Source organism: Streptosporangium sp. G11, assembly GCF_051192615.1.
Lineage (GTDB): Bacteria > Actinomycetota > Actinomycetes > Streptosporangiales > Streptosporangiaceae > Streptosporangium.
Genome location: NZ_JBPJUQ010000007.1, coordinates 222,886 through 243,041, shown reverse-complemented (window position 1 = coordinate 243,041; position 20,156 = coordinate 222,886). Strand labels below are relative to the sequence as shown.

The following is a 20,156-nucleotide window of genomic DNA, read 5'->3' as shown; positions in this document are numbered from 1 at the left end:
GTGGGCCGCGCCCTTCGTGTCACGCGTGCGGATCGTACGCGCGGGGTCACCGCCTCGCGGGTTCGCGCGCTCGGCGGGACGTTTCGCGGGGACCGCGCGCCCGGCGGGGGACCGGGCGCGCGGCGGCCGTCAGGTGGGCGGCCTTCCGGTCGTTCAGCAGCTCAGGTTGCCACCGGGGGTGGTGCCGAGGATCTGCACGAAGCGCTGGTAGGCGTTGATCCGGCTCTGCACCTGCGCGGGGTTCCTGCCGTTGCACTCCAGGCTGCCGTTGATGCTGCGGATCGTCTCGCCGAAGCCGCGGCTGTTGATCATCGCGTTGTGCGGCGTCATCGTGCCGGGGCCGTTCTGGGTGTTCCAGTACCACAGGGCGGTCTTCCAGGCCACCGCCGCGTCGTTCTGCACCAGGTACGGGTTGCCGAGCAGGTTGATGCCGAGCGCGTCGCCCGCCGCCTTGTAGTTGAAGTTCCAGCTCAGCTGGATCGGGCCGCGTCCGTAGTAGGCCGCCTGGCCGGCGGGGCAGCCGTACGGCTGGCTCGCGTCGCAGTAGTGCGGGTAGTTCGCGGTGTTCTGCTCCACGACGTGAACCAGGCCGCCGGTCTCGTGGTTGACGTTGGCGAGGAAGGCGGCCGCCTCCTGCTTCCTGATGGTGTCACTGCCGGTCTTGGCGAAGCCCGGGTAGGCGCTCAGCGCCGCGGTCAGGCCGCTGTAGGTGTAGAACGAGTTCCGGTTCGGGAACATCTGGTTGAACTGGGCCTGGCTCACGACGAAGCCCGAGGTGGGCGGGGGGTCGGTGGGCGTCGTGCCACAGGTGTACGGCTCCCAGTACCAGGTGCTGATCACCGGGTCGTAGCCGGGGTTCTCGTTCTTGGCGCGGTAGTACTGGCCGTTGGTGTACTTGACGATGCTCCCGGCGGCGTACCAGGTGCCCGCCGCCCAGTTCGGGTGGTTGCAGTTGCCCGAGGGGGGAGGCGTCGTGCCGCCGCAGGCGCCCTGGTCGGCCCACACGTCGGCGGTGCCGGGGGCCTCGTTCTGGGTCCACCACTTCGCCGACCAGTTGCGGCCGTTGTGGGAGGCGGTCATGCCGTTGGTGTAGACCGCCGAGGAGTTCCAGGCGGTCACGCAGGCCGCGGCGGCGGCGGAGGACGCGGAGGCCATCGGCAGGGCGACCGCGAGCACGCCCGTGACCGCCAGGGCGGCGAGGGCGGCCATGATGCGTTGTCTCAACACTTGATCACTCCTTCGTGCGGTGGGGGCCGCAGAGGTTCGAGGTGCTGCGCGAGCGGGGTGCGGGCGCGATCGGCTCGCGAGGGGGGCTTGCAAGCCCAGTCAGGGCGAGTAAGGAAGGGGCGCGCCGCATGATCGCTTCTTTGAGGGGAAACCGGAGGGGCTGGGATGTCCGGACGGTCGGACTCCCGGGTGATGACGATTCACGTCATCGAGGTTCGCGCAGCTCTTGGTCGGATCGAAAGGTTGCCGGGGGGCCTTTGGGGCTCCCGTCTTAACTTTCTCTTAAGAAAGTTTCCTAAGAGTTGCCGTGATACTAGCCTTGACAGATCGTTGTCACAACCCCGCGGGCCCGCACTTCCCGCCACCGTGGACGGGTGCGCTCTAAGTCCGATATGTGCCATGCCTGGTTAATTCACATTGGCGTTCTAAGTCTGGTTAGGCAGTAGATGTAACTTTTGTGGACGTTTCGGATGTCATCATGTGCGTCATGTTGGAATCCCTCGGGCTCGATCCCGTGGAGGAGCGCGTTTACCGGTTCCTGGTGACCACCGCGGAGGCGGAGGTCACCGACCTCATAGGGAATCTGGGCATCGACGCCGAGACCGCCGAAACCGTGCTGATATCCATGCGGGTCAGAGGGCTGATCAGGACGGTCAGTCCCGGCAGGCGGCGGTTCACCGCCGTGGCCCCGGACATCGTGCTGGGCTCACAGCTCCTCCGCCACCAGCAGGCGCTCGACTGGGCGCGACGCGAGGTGAACCAGCTCTCGGAGGAGTACCGGGACAACAGCCGCCGCCGTGACGCCGGTCGGCTGGTCGAGGTCCTGCCGAACCGCGTCGTCCTCCGGGAGCACCTCGACCACCTGCAGGAGACCGCCCGCCACGAGGTCCTCTACCTCTGCCGGGGCCGCGCGATCGTGATGCCCGCGGAGGAGAACCACGCCGAGCTCTTCGCGCTGCGCCGCGGGGTCGAGTACCGGGTGATCTACGAGAAGGCCCTGCTGGAGGAGGAGGGAATGCAGGCCAACGTGGCGTACGGGGTCAAGCTGGGCGAGCAGGCCAGAGCCATGCCCTGGCTGCCGGTGCGGCTGACGGTCGTCGACCGGGAGGTCGCCGTGCTGCCGCTGGTCCAGGAGGCCGGGATCTCCGAGCCGACGGCGGCGCTGGTCCGCGGCGGCCAGCTGCTGGAGGCGCTCATCGCCCTTTTCGAGGGCTACTGGGAGCGGGCGACGCCGCTCCGGATCGCCGAGGACGGCGCCCTCACCGAGGGGACGACGCCCTGCCCGCTCGGTTCCGACGACCTCTATCTGGTCTCGCTGCTGGTCGCGGGTGTGCCGGACAAGTCGATCGCCACCCAGCTGGGGATCAGCCAGCGGACCGTGCAGCGGCGCGTCTCGAACATCATGGAACGCGCGGGCGCCCAGACCCGCATGCAGCTGGCCTGGCGCGCCGCCACCGAACACTGGCTCTGAGCGCCCGGTGGCTCCCGGTGCCGGGAAGGTCTAAGGGGTGGTCATCATCGGCACCGCGAAGAAGACGATCATTGCGATCGTCACCGCGATGACGAAGCCGATCACTTCCCAGGCCCAGTCGTGGTGGACCGCGTTCTTCGTCGCCTTGTGACTGCGCGGAGCCCGGACACCCTTGCGGCCCCGGGACGTGGCGGAGAGCCCCGTCCCGTCCGCGCCGGTCTCCGCGAGCGTCGGCTGCGGCGAGGACGGCGACGACGCCGGGGGGACCGCCGCGAACCCGTTCCCCGGCATGGTCGCCGCGTCGTCCTGCGGCGCGTCGTACGGCGTCAGGGTGTGGTTCGGAGGCGCGGTCCCGGCCGGGGCGTCGGCGGGCTGGTCCTCGCGCATGATCCAGCGAGGCAGGCGCAGCTGGGCGCGGCCGGCGGAGGTGCGAAGGTGGTCGGTCCGGGGGGACCAGGTGGGAAGGGTGGTCGGAGCCTCAGGGGCCTGGGCGCCGGAGGGAGCGGCATCCGCGAACCAGTCGACGGCGGAGGGCCGGACGGGATCGGCGTCCCGCGTGGCCCAGGCGGGGAGCGAGAGCCGGGCGGGGGGCGAGGGCCGGGCGGGTTCCGCGGCGGGCGCGGGGCTCTCCTCCCGCGTGTTCCAGACGGGGAGCGAGAGCCTGGGACGGTCGTCGCCGGCGGACGCGTGCCGCCCGGCCTCCCTTGCGGGGGAGGCGGGGGAGGCGGGGGAGGGCCGGTGGCGCTCGCGGTCGGCGAGGGCGTCGAGCTGGTCGGTCTGCAGGGGCCAGCCGGGCAGGGGGCGCGCGTCGTCCAGCACGTCTCCGAGACCGTCGTCCAGCACGTCACCGAGGTGCGCGAGGGGCGGGACGGCGGCGAGCGGTGCGCGGGGGGCCTCGGAGGGCTGAGCCTGAGCCTGGGCTGAGGTCTGAGGCGTCTCGGAGGGCGAAGCCTGAACCTGCGGCGTCTCGGAGGGCTGAGCCTGAGTCTGGGGTGAAATCCACGGCGTCTCGGAGGGCGAGGCCTGAGGCGTCTCGGCGGGCGGGGTCTCGGTGCGGGGGGCGGCGGCGACGAGCCTGTCGGTGTGGACGCGGGCCGCTCGCGCCTCCGGGCTGAGCGGGCGGAAGAAGTCTTCCCGCCCGGGGGCGTCGTCCAGCACGTCCCCGAAGGTCGGGGACGACAATGGCATCGCCCGGCGCGGCCGGGGGCGCTGGAGGCGGCGGCGAGGCCGCAGGGCCGCGGTGTCCAGGGCGGTGAGCACCGAATCGCCGAGCCTGAGCATCGGCTCCGTGGTGGCCTCGTGGGTGGAGACGGCGTCGGGATCCCGCGGCGCGAAGGGATCGGGGAAGCGGTCCTCCGCCATGTGGTCCGGCACGGGGAATGCCGAGGCGCCGATCGGCGGGCCGTTCGGGGGACCGGTCTCCGCGAGCGGCAGCGGCCACGCGGGCGTCGTCGGCCACAGCTGCCTGACCAGCGGGGACGTCGACCGTCTGGCGGCGGGAACGGCGGGCGGTGCCTGCGGCCCGAGCACGGCGGCGCGCAGTCTCGCCGGAGGAGTGGCCCAGGGGGCGAGGTTGAGCACGTCGCGGACCGGGGCGACGGCGAGGGCGCCGAACACCTCCGTCATGTGCTCGGGGACCTTGGCCGAGGCCAGGGCGTAGCCCAGCGACTGGGCGAAGCGGCGGCAGGCGCTCACCGTCAGCTCGTCGGCGGTGTCGACGGCCACGTCGAGCACCCAGGACAGCTCGGAGGCGTTCATCTCGCACACGCCCGACAGGTACAGCACCTCGCGCTGGTGCGTGCGCAGGTCACCCAGGACACGCTCGACGAGGGTCGCGGCCGGGTCGAGTCCGATGGATGGGGGCGAGTAGACGATGTCGCGCAGGAAGATCTCGCGGCGGGCGAGCGCGTACAGCGCGGCGCGCGGCGGCTCGGCGTCCGAGATGCCGGAGAGGACGGCCACCAGGACGTCGGAAGCCGAGTCCGCGTCGCCCAACTGGTCGTGGGAGTAGGCGAACAGCCCTGCTGCGTGGCGGTCGTAAAGCTCGGCGATCAGTTCGACGCGCGAGCGTTGACCGAGGAGCGGTTGGGTCACGGGACCGGTTCCTCTGGTGGTTCGGCGAGCGTGATGGAGAGTCGGAGTGGCTGTGAAGCCTGTGACGTACGGTGCCAGAGGGATCAACTCCAGCGATGTGGGTAATCATGTCAAGTCATGGGCACCTCTCGCACTACTCAATGCCCTTTTGTTGAGAAATACACTTGTGGATCTGCTTTGGAGCTGGTTCGGGAAAGCCTGGAAGACAGATCGGAGAAGTGGGGCATAGGCTGATCCCTGCGGGATCATGGGGACGGTTGGGGCAGGGGAGCCGTAACCCTGCGAAAACAAGAGGTTGCGCATGATCACATTCAGCGGTGTCACCAAGCGCTACGCCGACGGGACCGTCGCCGTGGACAATCTAAGCCTCGAGGTGCCGACCGGGGAGATAACCGTCTTCGTCGGCCCCTCGGGATGCGGTAAGACGACGTCCCTTCGCATGATCAACAGAATGATCGACGCCTCGGAGGGCCAGATCCTCCTGGACGGCGTCGACGTCAAGACCATCGACCCGCCGACGCTGCGCCGGGGCATCGGCTACGTCATCCAGCAGGCGGGGCTCTTCCCGCACCGCAAGATCGTCGACAACGTGGCGACGGTGCCCCTGCTGCTCGGCTGGGACAAGAAGAAGGCGCGCGACCGGGCGATGGAGTTGCTCGAACGGGTCGGGCTCGACCTCAAGATGGCCGACCGCTATCCCTTCCAGCTCTCCGGCGGGCAGCAGCAGCGCGTCGGCGTGGCCCGCGCGCTCGCCGCCGACCCGCCCGTGCTGCTGATGGACGAGCCGTTCAGCGCGGTCGACCCGATCGTCCGTACGAGCCTGCAGGAGGAGCTCCTGCGCCTCCAGGCCGAGCTGAACAAGACCATCGTGTTCGTCACCCACGACATCGACGAGGCCGTCAAGCTCGGCGACCGGGTGGCCGTGCTCCGCGTCGGGGGCCACCTGGCCCAGCTCGACGACCCCGCGACGCTGCTGGCCCGGCCCGCCGACGACTTCGTCCGCGAGTTCCTGGGCCGTGACCGGGGCATCCGGCGGCTGTCGTTCGTCTCGGACGAGGGAGTGCGGCTCCGGACCGACCTGCTCGCGCCCGTCTCCACCGACACCGCCTCGGCGCGCGCCACCGGAGAGCCGTGGCTGGCCGTGACGGACGAGGGCGGCCGGCCGCTGGGCTGGGCCGTAGTCAAGGACCTGCCCGAGTCGGGCACCCTCGCCGACGTGGAGTACGCGCCGTACGGGACCTTCGTCAGCGGACGCGACTCGCTGCGCGCCGCGCTGGACGCGACGCTGCTGTCCCCGTCGGGCAACGCCGTCGCGGTGGACGGGTCGGGCAGGGCCGTGGGTGTCGCCACCCGCGAGGCGCTGGACGAGGCGCTGACCAGGGTCGCGGGAAGCGTCGGCGGACCGGCGCGAGGCGCCGGTGGGCCGGCGGAAGGTGCCGGCGGCTCCGCCGGGGGTACCGATGATCCCGCGGGCACCCCCACCGGGGCCCCGGGAAGCGCGGACGGTTCCGCACGAGGGACCGACGGCCCCGCACGAGGCGCCAACGACCCCGTACGAGGCACCGACGGACTCGCGGGAGGTGTCGATGGATGAGGAGCCGCTGGTCCGCTGGGACTGGATCGGGCGTAACTGGCCCACGATCCAGGGCCTGCTCGAAGACCACATCGTGATGGCGCTGGTGCCGATCCTCATCGGGCTGCTCATCGCGCTCCCGCTCGGACTGGCCGGGGTCCGCTGGCGCTGGCTCTACCAGCCGACCGTCGGCGCCATGAACGTGATCTACTCGCTCCCCTCGCTGGCCGTCTTCATCGTGCTCATCCCGATCACCGGCCTCGCCACGCGGACGACCGTCATGGTCCCGCTCACCTTCTACGCCATGGCGGTGCTGATCCCTGCGGTCGTCGACGGGCTGAGCTCGGTCCCCGACCACGTGCGCCAGTCGGCGGTGGCCATGGGCTTCACCCCGCTGCGCAGGCTGCTCCAGGTCGAGCTGCCGATCGCGGTACCGGTCGTGCTGGCCGGGCTCAGGGTCGCCACGGTCGCCAGCGTGAGTCTGGTCAGCGTCGGTGCGCTGGTCGGCAGGGGCGGGCTCGGCTACCTGTTCATCGACGGCTGGCAGCGGCAGTTCTACACCCCGATCGTCGTCGGCATCGTGCTGGTCGTGGTGCTCGCGGCGGTCGCCGACCTGCTGCTGATCCTGGCGCAGCGCCTGCTCACCCCGTGGTCGCGGGCGAGGGGGTCCGCGTGAACCGGCTGATCGCGTCGCGAGTCGTTCGCACGGACCGGCTGACCGGGTCGCGGGCAAAGGAGGCCGTGTGAACTGGCTGATCGACTTCTTCGGCGACCCGGCCAACTGGTCGGGGCCCGACGGGATTCCCAACCGGCTGCTCGAACACCTGGAGTTCGCCGGGCTCTCGCTGCTGCTCGCCATGCTGATCGCGCTCCCGCTGGGGCTGCTGATCGGCCACACCGGCAAGGGCGCCCTGCTCGTCATCCTCACCGCCAACGCGGCCCGCGCCCTGCCGACGCTCGGCCTGCTGGTCCTCATCGTCCTGTTCATGGGCGTCGGCACCATCCTGCCGGTGCTCATCCCGCTGGTGGCGCTGGCCGTGCCGCCCATCCTGGTCAACACCTACGAGGGCATCCGCGGGGTCGACCCCGACCTGCGCGACGCCGCGTACGGCATGGGACTGAAGGGCGGTCAGGTCCTCGGGCGGGTGCTGGTGCCGGTCGCGCTGCCGCTGATCCTGCTGGGCCTGCGCCTGGCCGCGATCCAGGTGGTGGCGACCGCGACCGTGGCCGCCTACGTGGGCCTGGGCGGTCTCGGCCGCTTCATCATCGACGGTCTCGCGACCAAGAACTTCCCGAGCACGATCGGCGGGGCGGTCCTCGTAGCACTGCTGGCGCTTCTCGTCCAGCTCGGGTTCACTCTGGTGCAGCGCGTAACGGTCTCCCCGGGGGTGAGCGAGCGCCAGACCATCAGATAGTCTTCTTTACCCCCCGCTTTGGAAGGGAATAGCACCATGAAGCGCCTGATCAGCACCGCGGCGGTCCTCCTGTCCGCGGCGCTCACACTTACCGCGTGCGGCGGCGGAGATCCGCTCACCAGCGCCTCCCCGGCCCCCGCCGGGTCCGGGTCCGCCTCCGCGCCGGCGGCCGGGGGGAAGGTCATCATCGGGTCGGCCAACTTCCCGGAGAACGTCCTGCTCGGCGAGATCTACTCCCAGGCCCTGGCGGCCAAGGGCGTCCAGGTCGAGGAGAAGTTCAACATCGGCAGCCGCGAGGTCCTGTACGACCAGGTCAAGAGCGGCGGCCTGACCATCCTGCCGGAGTACATCGGCTCCCTCCTCGCCTTCGTCGACAACACGACCACGGCGAAGTCGAAGGACGACGTCGTCGCCGGTCTCAAGGAGAAGCTCCCCGCCGAGCTGGAGGTCCTGACCCCCGCCCCCGCCGAGGACAACAACTCCCTGACCGTCACCAAGGAGACCGCCACCAAGGACGGCCTCACCACGATCGAGGACCTGGTCAAGGTCGCCAAGAACTACTCGGTGGGCGGCCCGCCGGAGTTCCAGACCCGCCAGGAGAAGAACTTCAAGGACACCTACGGTCTGGAGTTCAAGGAGTGGAAGAAGACCGGCGACGCCACCGCCGACGCCATCAAGGACGGCACCGTCCAGGTCGGCAACGTCTTCACCACCGACCCGAAGATCATCGTCAATGACCTGGTCTCCCTCCAGGACAACAAGAGCGCCTTCGCGGCCGAGAACATCGCCCCCCTGGTCAACAAGGCCGGCGTGAACGACACCGTGAAGACGACCCTCGACGCGGTCTCCGCCAAGCTCGACACCGCCGGCCTGGTCGCGCTGATGAAGCGCGTCGCGGTCGACAAGGACGACGCCGAGGCGGTCGCCAAGGACTGGCTGACCCAGAACGCCCTGCTCTAGGTTTTCATCGGCGGTCCCAACGGAAGGCGGGTGGACGTCCACCCGCCTTCCGGCGTTCTCACAGGTCGTCGTCTCGTCGTCGGGCCCAGGTCACACGGCGCCGGCAACCGTGACCTGTGCCGGGGGCGATCCCGCCCGGCGGCGGATTCGAACTCGCGGGCGGCTGGGCCGCCGCTCGGTCGGGGCCCCGCACCGCGCCGGGCCGAACGCCTGCCCAGGTCCGGGATGATGGCCGCATGAACGAGTTCGTCGAGTCCATGGCCCAGGTGGTAACCGCTGTGACGGTCCTCACGGTGAAGGACGAGCGCGACGACGTGGGGGTGACGATCGACACCTTCACCTCGCTGTCGCTGGACCCGCCGCTGGTGATGGTGAGCCTGGACAACGCCGGATATCCCAACGAGTTGCTGCTCCGGTACGACCGATGGGCCGTCAGCGTGCTGTCGGCCGGGCAGAAGGCGATCGCCAGCCGCTTCGCCACGGCGGGCCGTCCGGGGGCCAGGTTGCTGCTCGCGGGCACACCGCACCACCGGGGTGCGCTGAGTGAGGCTCTCGTCGTGGACGGCGGTGTCACCGCCCTGGAGGCCGAGACGGTCAAGGTCGTCCCGGCCGGGGACCACACGCTGTTCATCGCCAAGGTCCTGGGGGTCGACTACGTCGACGCGTCGGTCCTGCCGCTCACGCGGTACCGGAGCCGCTACCGCTGATCGTCCGGGGGGTGCCGCTCGCCCTTCCGTCCGACGCTCCGCGCGAGGCCGCCGCGCCGGACGTGCTGTCCGGACGCGATGGCCTCACCGAGGAACGGTGGAAAACGGGGTCAGCGGATCGTCCACGAGCCCGGGAGCATCAGCGGCCCGTACGACGGCAGGCCCAGCTCGCCCGCCAGGTGGGCGATCGGGCCCCACGCCTCCAGACGGACCTGGGCCAGGGCGGCGGTCTTGTCCTCGCTGGACTCCGCGGGCCGCAGCCGCTCCAGGGGGTTGAGCTTGGGGTAGGCGCGCACGGGGGCGTCGACGGGCAGCCCGGCCTTCTTGCGGGCCAGGGCCAGGGCGTCCTCCAGGCCGCCGAGCTCGTCGACGAGACCGCCCTCCAGGGCGTCCGCTCCGGTCCAGACCCGGCCCTTGGCCAGCTCGTGCGCGCGCTCGCGGGACAGGCCGCGGCCCTCGGCGACCTTGTTCACGAAGTCGTCGTAGACCCGGTCGAGCCAGGCGTTGACCCGCGCCCACTGCGCCTCGGAGAAGGCGTTGGTGGGGGAGAACATTCCGGCGTTGGCGCCCTCGCCGACGGTCTCGGAGGACACGCCGATCTTCTCCAGCAGCCCGCCGATGACCGCCTTGCCGCCGAACACGCCGATGGAACCGGTGAGCGTGCCCGGCTGGGCCACGATCGCGTCGGCTGCCATCGAGACCATGTAGCCACCGGAGGCGGCCAGGTCGCCCATCGAGATCACGATGGGCTTGCCCGCCCTGCGGGTGAGCACGACCTCGCGCCAGATGGCGTCGGAGGCCACGTACGAGCCGCCGGGGCTGTCGACCCTGAAGACGACGGCCTTGACGTTGTCGTCGCGGCGGGCCGCGCGCAGGGCGGCGCAGATGGTGTCGGAACCCATGGCGCCACCGCCGCCCATCGGGCTGCGGCCGCTGCGGCCGAGCCGGATCGCGCCGTTGCCGCGGACCAGCGCGACGGTCTGCTCGCCGGGGTGCGGAAGCTTCTTCGCGGACAGCGCCTTGGCGTAGCGGCCGACGTACAGCAGCAGCGCGTTGTCGCCGACGGCTCCCTTGACCTCGTCGTACACCTCGTCGCGGTAGGCCAGCCGGTCGACGAGCCCGGCCTCGACGGCCTCGGCGCCGATGAACGGGCCCTGGTCGATGAGCTCGCGCACCCTGGCCGGTTCGAGCCCGCGCCCCTCGGCGATGCCGGCCACGACCTGTTCGGTGACCGACTCGGTGATGCGGCCCATCGACTCGCGGTGGGCCTCGGTCATGTGGTCCTTGGTGAAGGTGTTGGCGGCGGTCTTGTACTCGTGCCGCTGGCCGATCTGGTATTCGACACCGAGCTTGCCCAGCGCGCCCCGCAGGAAGCGCTGCTCCATCGCGACGCCGGTCAGCCCGACGTCGCCGGACGGCTGGAGGTAGACCCGCTCGAAGGCGCTGCCCAGGTAGTAGGGGACGGTGCCCGCGCCGAACTCGCCGAAGGTCTCGGCGAACGCGACGGTCAGCTTGCCCGAGGCCCGGAAGTGGATCACAGCGTGGCGGAGCTCCTGGACGATCGCCAGGCCCAGCGGCTGAGTGCCGATCTTGACGATCAGCGCCTTGACCCGGTCGTCCTTCCTGGCGCGCTTGAGCCCGGCCAGCACGTCGGTCAGGCTCGTCTTGCGCATCGCCAGGACGGCGCTCAGCGGATCCGCCGGAGGACTGCCGTCGGTCAGGCCCTCGGTGAGGTCGAGCTCAAGAACCAGTGGAGCGGTACGCCGCTGCTTGAACCGGTCGACAGTGTCGATGATCACCTTGGTCGCGTCCATGCCCCTCACCCTAAGCGACGCATACCGGGCTTATGCGGTTCGGTAGATGTTCGCCTGCTTTCCGGGCTTCCGGTCCTCAGGCCCCCGGGCTTACCCGGCCCGGGGGCCACACGACGGCCTAGGCGGTCCGGCGGGCGTTCACCTGCTTCTTGAGCATCGAGGTCGACGCGGCGGGGGAGGAGCCCTTCAGGCGTGCCTTCTCCACCGAGGTGAGGACCGTCTTCAGCGTGGCCTTCTCCTTGATCTTCGCGGTGAAGTTCACGCCGCCGTTCGCCCAGTTGAGCCAGGCGGCCAGCAGCTCGCTCTCCAGCTTGGCCTTCGACGTCTTCTTGGCGGGCTTGAGCACCCGGTACGCGCCGCTCAGCGTGGAGGCGGGCGTGACCTCGGCGAAGACCTTGCTGGCCTTGGTCACCAGGCCGAGATAGCAGCCGAGTGTCGCGTCCTTGATCTGTCCCTTGCCCCGGGTGACCTCCACCGCCCACTGCGCGGCGCTCAGCGTCTTGGTGGACTTGCCGCGCGTGCACACCGCGGGCGCCGCCGCCGTCGGGGGGACGGTCACGGTCACGGTGATCGTCACCGTCGGCAGCGGGATCGGCGTCGGCACCGGGTCGCTGGGCGTGGCCGACGGGGAGGGGCCGGAGCTGGGCTCGGGGCTGGGCTCCTCCGAGGGCTCCTCGGACGGCTCCTCCGAGGGCTCCTCGGACGGGTCGTCGGGGTTGGCGGGAGGATCGCCGGGCTCCTCGGGGAGGGGCGTCTGGGTGACGGGAGGGCTGGGGGTGCCCCCGGCGATCGCGGCGTTCAGGTCGAGGCGCGGGGTGGTCACCTCGCCGTAGACGATCGGGCGGCCCGCCTTCTTGAGCTGATCGGCCATCGCGTCCGGGGTGCCCGGGGCCTTCTGGGCCACCAGCGCCAGGGCGCCGGTGACGAACGGGGTGGACATCGAGGTCCCGCTGTAGACCTGGTGGCCGCCGCCGGGCACCGCGGAGTCGATCTCAAGGCCGGGGGCGAAGAGGTCGAGCACGGAGCCGTGGTTGGACCAGTAGGGGACGCTGTCGTCGTCGCCGGTCGCGCCGACCGTCACCGGGCCGGAGAAGCAGCCGGGGGCCCCGGCGCCGGACACGCCCTCGTTGCCCGCGGCGGCCACGACGGCCACGCCCTTGGCGCGCAGGTCGTCGATCCGGTTCTTCATCGCCGCCAGTTCGGGTTCGGCGTCACACGTTCCCTCGTAGAGGCCGCCACCGAGGCTGAGGTTCACCGCGGCGACGTTCCTGCCGCCCTCCTTGAGCTTCGCGACGTGCTCCAGGGCGAGCAGGATCGTGGACTCGAACGCGGTCAGGCAGACCCCGCCCTCGTCGGCGCAGTCGTTGATCCTGCTGAAGACCTGGATCGCCACGATGTCCGCGTCGGGTGCGACGGCGTGGGCGATCCCCGCCACGTGGGTGCCGTGGTCGCACAGGTTGACCTGCCCGTTGAGGCAGGCGGCGGTGTTGGCGTCGGCGGACCCGGGGTCGCTCGTCTGCCCGTTGGGGCACAGGGACTGCGCGCCCTCGTCCGTCGCGGAGAAGCAGGCCTGCTCCACGACCTTGCCCCCGAAGTCGGGATGGGAGGCGTCGATCCCGGTGTCGATGATCGCGACCGTCTGGCCCTGGCCCTTGGTTCCCGCGGCGTGCGCCTTGTCCGCGCCGATCACCTGCAGGCTCGTGGCCAGCGAGCCCAGCGAGCCCGTCGAGTCCAGCGCGGTGGGGGAGTACATGCGGTCGCGGCGGATGGAGAGGACGCGCGGGTCCTCGGCCAGCTTGGCGAGCGATTCACCGCTCCCGTCGACCACGATGAACGAGGTGTCCGCGGGTTCGAGGACGACCTGGGCGTCGGGCAGCTGCCGTGCCTCACCGGCCACCGGCGCCGCCTCCGCGGGGGCGGCCAGCTCGACGATGACCCGGGCGCCGTCGGAGTCGTCGGCGAGCCCCGCCTCCAGCTTCGGCAGCGGGGGAGGGGGCGTCGCGTCGGCGGGGGGCGGAGCCGGCGTGGCGGGTGGCGTCTCCTGACCGCCCGTCCCCCCGGTTCCGTCGTCCGGGGACACGGGTGGGGTCGCGCTCGCGGAGAGCGCTGGAGGCGCCGGTGGATCCTCGGCGAGGGCGGGTACCGCGGGCGCGATGGTGAGAACCAACGCCATGGCCACGAGAGCTCGAAGTCGCACACGTCCTCCGGGGGGATCAAACGGGCGTTTCGGAGTCTAAGCAGCTATATGCGTCGCGTGAATACTTTGCCCCAGATTTGGAGGATCTTCGGAGAAATGCTCGACCCCCCGCGGCGTAGCGCACACGGAGGGTCGAGTGGTCGAAATATTACTTGAGGCCGTTGGAGATCGCGGTGATCAGCTCACCGTTGGTGGTGTCGCCGCTGGTCTCCCAGAAGAACGCCCCGCCCAGACCCTGGTTCTTGGCGTAGGTCATCTTCCCGGCGATGGTGGCGGGGGTGTCGTAGCTCCACCAGTTGCCGTTGCAGAAGGCGTAGGCGGTGCCGCCGACGGTGCCGGTGGGCGGGCACTTGGTCTTGAGGACCTTGTAGTCCTCGATCCCGGCCTCGTAGGTGCCCTGGGCCGCGCCGGTGGCGGAGCCGCCCGGAGCCGCCTGGGTCACGCCGGTCCAGCCGCGGCCGTAGAAGCCGATGCCCAGCAGCAGCTTGTTGGCCGGGATGCCCTTGGACTTGAACTTCTGGATCGCCGCGTCGGAGTTGAACCCGGCCTGCGGGATGCCGGGGTAGGAGGTCAGGGGCGAGTGCGGAGCCGTCGGGCCCTGAGCGTTGAACGCGCCGAAGTAGTCGTACGTCATCGGCATGAGCCAGTTCAGGTTGTTGATGGCCCCCGCGTAGTCGGCGACGTCGATCTTGCCGCCGTTGGAGCCGTCGGCCGTGGTCGCCGCGGTGACGAGGGCGTTGGGGCCGAACTTGGTGCGCAGCGCGGAGATGATGTTCTTGAAGGCGTTCGGGCCGCTGCTGTCACAGGTCAGGCCACAGGCGTTGGGGTACTCCCAGTCGACGTCGATGCCGTCGAACACGTCGGCCCAGCGAGGGTCCTCGACCAGGTTGTAGCAGGAGTCGGCGAACGCGGCCGGGTTCTGCGCGGCCTGGGTGAAGCCGCCGGACCAGGTCCAGCCGCCGAAGGACCAGATGACCTTGATGTTCGGGTAGGCCTTCTTCAGCTCGCGGAGCTGGTTGAAGTTGCCGCGCAGCGGCTGGTCCCAGGTGTCGGCGACGCCGTCGACGCTCTGGTCGGCGGTGTAGGCCTTCTCGTAGTCGGCGTAGGAGTCACCGATGGTGCACCGGCCGCCGGTGGTGTTGCCGAAGGCGTACAGGATGTGCGTCAGCTTCGACGCGGAGCCGTTCGTGACCAGGTTCTTCACGTGGAAGTTGCGGGCGTAGACGCCCCACTGGGTGAAGTATCCGACGATCTTCTTGCCGCCGGGGGGCTGGACCGTGGGGGTGACCGTCGGGGTGGGGGTGGGGGTCGGCGTGGGGGTGACCGTGGGCGTCGGGGTGGGGGTCGGGGTCGGGGTGCCGGTGCCGTTGCAGGCGGCGCCGTTGAGCTTGCAGTTCAGCACGTCGGTAATGCCACCGGGCGCGCCGTTGAAACCGAAGCTCGTGGAGGCGCCCGCCGCGAGCGCGCCGTTCCATGCCTTGTTGACGAAGGTGTAGTGGTTGCCGCTCTTCGTCAGGTCGGCGTCCCAGGACGAGCTGATCGAGGTGCCGGAGGGAAGGTCGAACTCGACCTTCCAGCTGGTCAGCGCGCTCGTTCCGGCTTTCACGACGACCTTGCCCTCGAAACCGGAGCCCCAGTTGGAGGTGGTCGAGTAGGTCGCGGTGGCGGGTGTGGCGGCCGTCGCCGTGCCGATCCCCAGGGGGACCAGCAGCGCCGCCGCCGCGATGAAGGAGCCGATGGTAATTCGTCGCAAGGGTCGCTCCAGGTCAGAGAGTGCCAAGTCCCCGTATTCATAGGAAAGTTTCCTATTAGTTTCCAGAGCGTAGGTTCTCGTACGCCGACGGTCAATGCCTTGTTCGTGGATATAAGGCCGATTTAAGGTTTTCGGCTGGGCAGGCGGCGGCGCGGGTGCGGGAAGGGTGAGGCGTGAGGCGGGCGTCCGGGGCGGGATGCCGACGTGACCGTGCGAGCCGCAAAAAGCGACATTAAAAGCGATATAACACACAAAAAGCGCACAAAACGGATATGCCTATTGAAGGCAGTGGAACGCGGAAGGGCCGGTCGCACGACGGTGCGACCGGCCCCGGGCGAGTCGGATTCCGATGTCGTCGAGCCGTGATCAGGCCGGTTCGGCCTCCCTGCGCTCCTTCGGCTCCTCCGGTCCCCCCGGCTCGTCTCCGGCGGGCAGCTCGGTCACGTTCTCCCCCGGCCGATCCCGTACGATCTCCTCCTCCGCGGCCTGGATGATCTCCAGTGCGCGCTCGTCCGCGGCCGGTGCGAGCTCGCCCGGGTGGCGCAGCCAGAGGGTGCCCAGGGGCGGGACGCGCAGGGAGGCCGAGTACGGGAGACCGTGGCGCGGCTCCTCGACGGCCTCGACGGTGCCGAGGTTGCCCACGCCGCTGCCCGCGTAGTCGTAGGCGTCGGTGTTGAGCACCTCCTCCCACGAGCCGGCGAAGGGCAGGCCGAGACGGTAGTTCTCGTGCGGCGCGCCGGAGAAGTTGGCCACGCACGCCACCACCGAGCCGTCCTCGGCGTAGCGAAGGAAGGAGAACACGTTGCCCAGCGCGTCGTCGGCGTCGATCCAGCGGAAGCCGTCGGGGGAGGCGTCCACGCTCCACAGGGCCGGAGACTCCTTGTAGACCCGGTTGAGGTCGCGGACCAGCCGCTGCACTCCCCGGTGCCCGTCGAAGTCGAGCACCCACCAGTCGAGCCCGCGCTCCTCCGACCACTCCGAGCCCTGACCGAACTCGCCGCCCATGAACAGCAGCTGCTTGCCGGGGTGGGCCCACATGAAGGCGAACAGCGCCCGCAGGTTCGCGAACCGCTGCCACTCGTCGCCGGGCATCTTGCCGAGCAGCGACCCCTTGCCGTGCACCACCTCGTCGTGCGAGAGCGGCAGCGTGAAGTTCTCCGAGTAGGCGTACATCAGCGAGAACGTCATCTGGTGGTGGTGGTACTGGCGGAAGACCGGCTCGTGCTTGAGGTACGCGAGCGTGTCGTGCATCCAGCCCATGTTCCACTTGAACCCGAAACCGAGCCCGCCCAGATGCACCGGACGGGAGACGCCCGGCCACGCGGTCGACTCCTCGGCGACGGTGATGATGCCCGGCGCCTCGCGGTAGGCGACCGCGTTCATCTCCTTGAGGAAGGCGACCGCGTCGAGGTTCTCCCTGCCGCCGTACTCGTTGGGCGTCCACTCGCCCTCGCGCCGCGAGTAGTCGAGGTAGAGCATCGAGGCGACCGCGTCGACGCGCAGCCCGTCGACGTGGAACTCGCGCAGCCAGTACACCGCGTTGGCGACCAGGAAGTTGCGCACCTCCCTGCGACCGAAGTCGAAGATGTAGGTGCCCCACTCGGGGTGCTCGCCCCGCGCCGGGTCGGCGTGCTCGTACAGCGGGGTGCCGTCGAACCTGGCCAGCGCCCACTCGTCCATCGGGAAGTGCGCGGGCACCCAGTCGACCAGCACCCCGATGCCCGCCTCGTGCAGGCTGTCGACCAGGTGGCGGAAGTCGTCGGGGGAGCCGAAGCGGGACGTCGGGGCGTAGTAGGACGTCACCTGGTAACCCCAAGAGCCGCCGAACGGGTGCTCGGCCACCGGCATCAGCTCCACGTGCGTGAACCCCATGTCCACCACGTAGTCGACCAGCTCGACGGCCAGTTCCCGGTACGACAGGCCGGGCCGCCACGAGCCGAGGTGCACCTCGTAGACGCTCATCGCCTCCCGCAGGGCGTCACCCTCCGCGCGGCGGCGCATCCACTCGTCGTCCCGCCAGGTGTACTCCGACTTCTCGATCACCGACGCGGTCGCGGGCGGCAGCTCGGTGCGCCGGGCCATCGGGTCGGCCTTGGCCCGCCAGACCCCGTCCGCGCCGAGGATGCTGAACTTGTAGCGGTCGCCGGGGCCGAGATCGGGGATGAAGAGCTCCCACACGCCCGACCTGCCGAGCGAGCGCATGGGGTACGCGCCGCCGTCCCAGTGGTTGAAGTCGCCGATGACCCGGACGCCCCGGGCGTTGGGCGCCCACACGGCGAAGGCCGTGCCGTCCACGTCCTCGTGCCGTATGACCCGCGCGCCGAGGATCTCCCAGAGCCGCTCGTGACGCCCCTCGCCGATGAGGTGCAGGTCCACCTCGCCCAGCGTGGGCCAGTGCCGGTAGGGGTCGGTGGTCTCGTACGGCGCGGCCCCGGCGTAGGTGATCCGCAGCCGGTAGTCGGGGATCTTGTCGACTCCGGGCAGGGTCACCGCGAACACACCGTGGGCCACGTGTCTCATGTCGTGGGTTCTGTCGTCCACGAGCACCTGGACCTTCTGGGCCAAGGGCCGCAGTGTCCGGATCGTCACGCCCTCGGGACCCAGGTGCGACCCGAGGATCGAGTGCGGATCGTGGTGCGCTCCGCCCGCGAGCCGGTCCAGGTCCAAGTGCGCGTTCATGGCTTACTCCCGTAGATCGATAGCCCCTACCTTGCCCTACTCGGGTGACCCAACCCATGCCCCTGTCCGCTATCACCATGCGTGTTGGGAAAACGTGCGGATCCGATGGAGAGAAAAGTCACGATTGTCGGTTATGTAGAGGCCGGTCACAACGCCGTTCGCCGAACGTATCCGATCACCGGCGGCGTCGTGCCCGCGTTCGGGCCGCCGCCGGTGATCGCGCCGCCCGATGTCGCCCGGCGCGGCCGGCATCGGGAACGGCCGGTCAGTACGGGTTTCTGGCGGTGACGTCACGGGGGGTGATGCGGAACCCCTGCCAGTGGCTCGGCATGGGGTCGGCGTCCTCGTCGCGGGGGACGTGGTGGTAGCCGACGTTGACCCACAGGACCGGGTCGGCGAGCCGCTCCCCGTTGGTGTAGCGGTCGACGGACCGGGCGCACCGGGGAGACGGGTTGACCGTCGCCAGGCGCTCGCAGGAGCGGTAGTCGGTGACGTAGAGATCGGCCCGGGTGAAGGCCTCGTCGGCGGGGCCCCGGTACTGGGCGCTGTCGGAGTTGTTGATCTCCCAGGAGACACGGTGCCCGTCGGTGTTGCGCACCTTCCCGTCGACCACCCGCCACCAGCGCATCGGCCTGCTGACGGACCTGGCCTCCGTCGCGAACGCCGTCCGCAGGATCTTCCGGCTCGCGGTCCCGGAGCCGCTGAAGTCGTACTGCTCCACGACGTCGTCCGCCCGGCCCGCCACGTCGAAGTCCAGGCGCCAGAAGATGTTGTGGGTGTGGCTCGCCTCGAACCCGCTGTCGCCCACCCCGATGGGCCAGCCGTGCTCGGGCGTGGTGGTGAACCCGGCCAGCGACCCGGTGGCCCCCACACGCGGGGTGATCGCGCCGTCGTCGGAGAAGGCCCATTCGGCCAGGTAGGTGTACCAGCCGACCTGGAAGGCGGCGAACACCACCAGGTCACGCCCCTGGGCCGTCATGTTCAGCCGCTCGGGGACCGCCTTCAGGTGCGCGTGGCCGCGAGCCCTGGTCGTCACGCAGACGAACTGCTCGCGGCGCTCGCCGAGCGGGCAGTCCGCGGCCCGCAGCGGGATGGCGGTGTAGCCCAGCGACCCGATGTCGTGGTAGCGGGGCCGGCCCCTGTCGTACGGCACGTGGATCTGGGCCAGCGAGGTGCTGCGCAGCACGGTGATCGGCCGCTGGTTCCTCGGCGTGTAGACGATCCTGGTCAGGGTCAGGCCCTCGACGTTGCGCATCTCCCAGCAGAGCTGCCAGCGCGCCCCGTTGGGCAGGGTCTTGTCGACGCGGTACGGCGCGTTGCAGGGAGCCGCCGGAGGCCGCGCGGCCGTCGTCCCGCCCGTTCCCGCCGGGGCGCCGGACGGTGGCGGCGCGCTGGACGACGTGCGCGGTGGCGGTAGCGGCGGTATGGGAGCACCGGGTGCGGCGAGCCCTCCGGCGAGCAGGGCGCAGGAGAGGGTGAGGCGGAGGAACACGGATTACCACTCCAGAGTGTGGATCTTCTTGGCGGACAGGTCGACGACCATCCGGCTGGTGTCCAGCCAGGTGCCGTCGGGCAGCCGGACGAACAGCCGCAGGCACCGGTGGACCTCGCACTCCCCGGCGGGCCCGCTCTCGCCGGACGGGATGAAGATCAGCCCGCGCAGCCCCAGGTCCACCGCCGACCTCAGTCGCCCGCCCCCGGCCTTGGCGTACGCGTCGCGCACGGTCTTGCCGTATCCCGGGTGGGACAGCAGGAGCCCCGCGGCCGTCGTCTCCTCCTCCTTCGACGGCGGCGGTTGCACGCCCCGCGCCACGGTCTCCCGCACGACCTCGCCCCGGCCGAGGTCGACGGTCCGCACGATGAGCCTGTCGCCGCCGTAGTCGTAGAGGTACGCGTCGGCGCGGCGGCGGTCGGGGGAGGAGTCCTTGTCGTCGTCGCGCTCCACGTAGAGCAGCTTGATCCGCCCGGCGGCCATGTGAGATCTGGACCCCGCCGACGCGATCACGGTGGCCTGGGCGACCTCCTGGCCGGTCAGCGGATCTTCTCGCGCGGGCACCCCCGGGGCGGACCTCGCTGCCTGCGACCCCTGCTCTCCGGAGACGAACAACGCCGCCCCGGCGACGAGGGCCACCCCCGCCCCCGCGACCGCCATCACCATCAGTCTTCGCCCCATGAACGCCCTCTTTACTCACCGTTGACTTTTCATTGCGAAGAGTAGCGATCGGGGAGTGTCCAGACGGGTCCAAAGGCGTATTGCACTTTTGGT

General features: G+C 70.3%; 13 protein-coding genes and 1 pseudogene. 6 read left to right on the top strand and 8 right to left on the bottom strand.

Annotated features, from left to right (window positions below):
- Nucleotides 1-153: 153 nt before the first annotated feature.
- Complete coding sequence (locus tag ACSDR0_RS10515; RefSeq protein WP_435288569.1) at nt 154-1,227, bottom strand: glycoside hydrolase family 19 protein; 1,074 nt, start codon at nt 1,225-1,227, stop codon at nt 154-156.
- A 487-nt stretch (nt 1,228-1,714) separates the two neighbouring features.
- Between ACSDR0_RS10515 and ACSDR0_RS10510 the strand changes: the two genes are divergently transcribed.
- Nucleotides 1,715-2,698 (top strand): helix-turn-helix domain-containing protein, encoded by a 984-nt coding sequence (locus ACSDR0_RS10510; protein ID WP_435288568.1) that lies wholly within the window; start codon nt 1,715-1,717, stop codon nt 2,696-2,698.
- A 30-nt stretch (nt 2,699-2,728) separates the two neighbouring features.
- Here the strand turns inward: ACSDR0_RS10510 and ACSDR0_RS10505 are convergent, their stop codons facing one another.
- Nucleotides 2,729-4,792 (bottom strand): hypothetical protein, encoded by a 2,064-nt coding sequence (locus ACSDR0_RS10505; RefSeq protein WP_435288567.1) that lies wholly within the window; start codon nt 4,790-4,792, stop codon nt 2,729-2,731.
- A 301-nt stretch (nt 4,793-5,093) separates the two neighbouring features.
- Here ACSDR0_RS10505 and ACSDR0_RS10500 point away from each other — a divergent pair.
- The 5 genes and pseudogenes from ACSDR0_RS10500 to ACSDR0_RS10480 form a co-directional block, all read left to right on the top strand.
- Nucleotides 5,094-6,179 (top strand): annotated as a pseudogene (locus ACSDR0_RS10500) (ABC transporter ATP-binding protein); the annotation flags it as partial.
- Between the two features lie 199 nt (nt 6,180-6,378).
- Nucleotides 6,379-7,041 (top strand): ABC transporter permease, encoded by a 663-nt coding sequence (locus ACSDR0_RS10495; protein ID WP_435288566.1) that lies wholly within the window; start codon nt 6,379-6,381, stop codon nt 7,039-7,041.
- A 67-nt stretch (nt 7,042-7,108) separates the two neighbouring features.
- Nucleotides 7,109-7,780: an ABC transporter permease gene (locus ACSDR0_RS10490; protein ID WP_435288565.1), complete on the top strand. Its 672-nt coding sequence runs from the start codon at nt 7,109-7,111 to the stop codon at nt 7,778-7,780.
- 36 nt (nt 7,781-7,816) lie between these two features.
- Nucleotides 7,817-8,740 carry a glycine betaine ABC transporter substrate-binding protein gene (locus ACSDR0_RS10485; protein WP_435288564.1) on the top strand — a complete coding sequence of 308 codons (924 nt, stop codon included), beginning with the start codon at nt 7,817-7,819 and terminating at the stop codon, nt 8,738-8,740.
- Nucleotides 8,741-8,976: 236 nt separating this feature from the next.
- The gene (locus tag ACSDR0_RS10480; protein ID WP_435288563.1) at nt 8,977-9,447 is read left to right on the top strand and encodes a flavin reductase family protein; all 471 of its coding nucleotides are present in this window, start codon (nt 8,977-8,979) and stop codon (nt 9,445-9,447) included.
- A 110-nt stretch (nt 9,448-9,557) separates the two neighbouring features.
- Here ACSDR0_RS10480 and sppA read toward each other — a convergent pair whose 3' ends face one another.
- From sppA to ACSDR0_RS10450, 6 genes are all read right to left on the bottom strand, one after another.
- Entirely contained in the window at nt 9,558-11,261 is a 1,704-nt protein-coding gene (gene sppA / locus ACSDR0_RS10475; RefSeq protein WP_435288562.1) for a signal peptide peptidase SppA, read from the bottom strand.
- A gap of 118 nt (nt 11,262-11,379) precedes the next feature.
- Nucleotides 11,380-13,458, bottom strand: coding sequence for a S8 family peptidase (locus tag ACSDR0_RS10470; protein WP_435288561.1), 2,079 nt, complete (start codon nt 13,456-13,458; stop codon nt 11,380-11,382).
- A 148-nt stretch (nt 13,459-13,606) separates the two neighbouring features.
- Complete coding sequence (locus tag ACSDR0_RS10465) at nt 13,607-15,211, bottom strand: glycosyl hydrolase family 18 protein (protein ID WP_435288560.1); 1,605 nt, start codon at nt 15,209-15,211, stop codon at nt 13,607-13,609.
- Nucleotides 15,212-15,577: 366 nt separating this feature from the next.
- Entirely contained in the window at nt 15,578-17,890 is a 2,313-nt protein-coding gene (gene glgB, locus ACSDR0_RS10460; RefSeq protein ID WP_435288559.1) for a 1,4-alpha-glucan branching protein GlgB, read from the bottom strand.
- Between the two features lie 265 nt (nt 17,891-18,155).
- On the bottom strand, nt 18,156-19,382 hold the full coding sequence (locus ACSDR0_RS10455; protein WP_435288558.1) for a copper amine oxidase: 1,227 nt from the start codon (nt 19,380-19,382) through the stop codon (nt 18,156-18,158).
- Between the two features lie 3 nt (nt 19,383-19,385).
- Complete coding sequence (locus ACSDR0_RS10450; protein ID WP_435288557.1) at nt 19,386-20,063, bottom strand: hypothetical protein; 678 nt, start codon at nt 20,061-20,063, stop codon at nt 19,386-19,388.
- Nucleotides 20,064-20,156: the final 93 nt, after the last annotated feature.

Excerpts from the sequence above, each read along its gene's own strand:
- ACSDR0_RS10480 (WP_435288563.1), top strand. The coding sequence starts at position 8,977 with ATGAACGAGTTCGTCGAGTCCATGGCCCAGGTGGTAACCGCTGTGACG.
- ACSDR0_RS10485 (WP_435288564.1), top strand. The coding sequence starts at position 7,817 with ATGAAGCGCCTGATCAGCACCGCGGCGGTCCTCCTGTCCGCGGCGCTC.
- ACSDR0_RS10450 (WP_435288557.1), bottom strand. The coding sequence starts at position 20,063 with ATGGGGCGAAGACTGATGGTGATGGCGGTCGCGGGGGCGGGGGTGGCC.
- ACSDR0_RS10510 (WP_435288568.1), top strand. The coding sequence starts at position 1,715 with ATGTTGGAATCCCTCGGGCTCGATCCCGTGGAGGAGCGCGTTTACCGG.
- ACSDR0_RS10495 (WP_435288566.1), top strand. The coding sequence starts at position 6,379 with ATGGATGAGGAGCCGCTGGTCCGCTGGGACTGGATCGGGCGTAACTGG.
- sppA (WP_435288562.1), bottom strand. The coding sequence starts at position 11,261 with ATGGACGCGACCAAGGTGATCATCGACACTGTCGACCGGTTCAAGCAG.
- glgB (WP_435288559.1), bottom strand. The coding sequence starts at position 17,890 with ATGAACGCGCACTTGGACCTGGACCGGCTCGCGGGCGGAGCGCACCAC.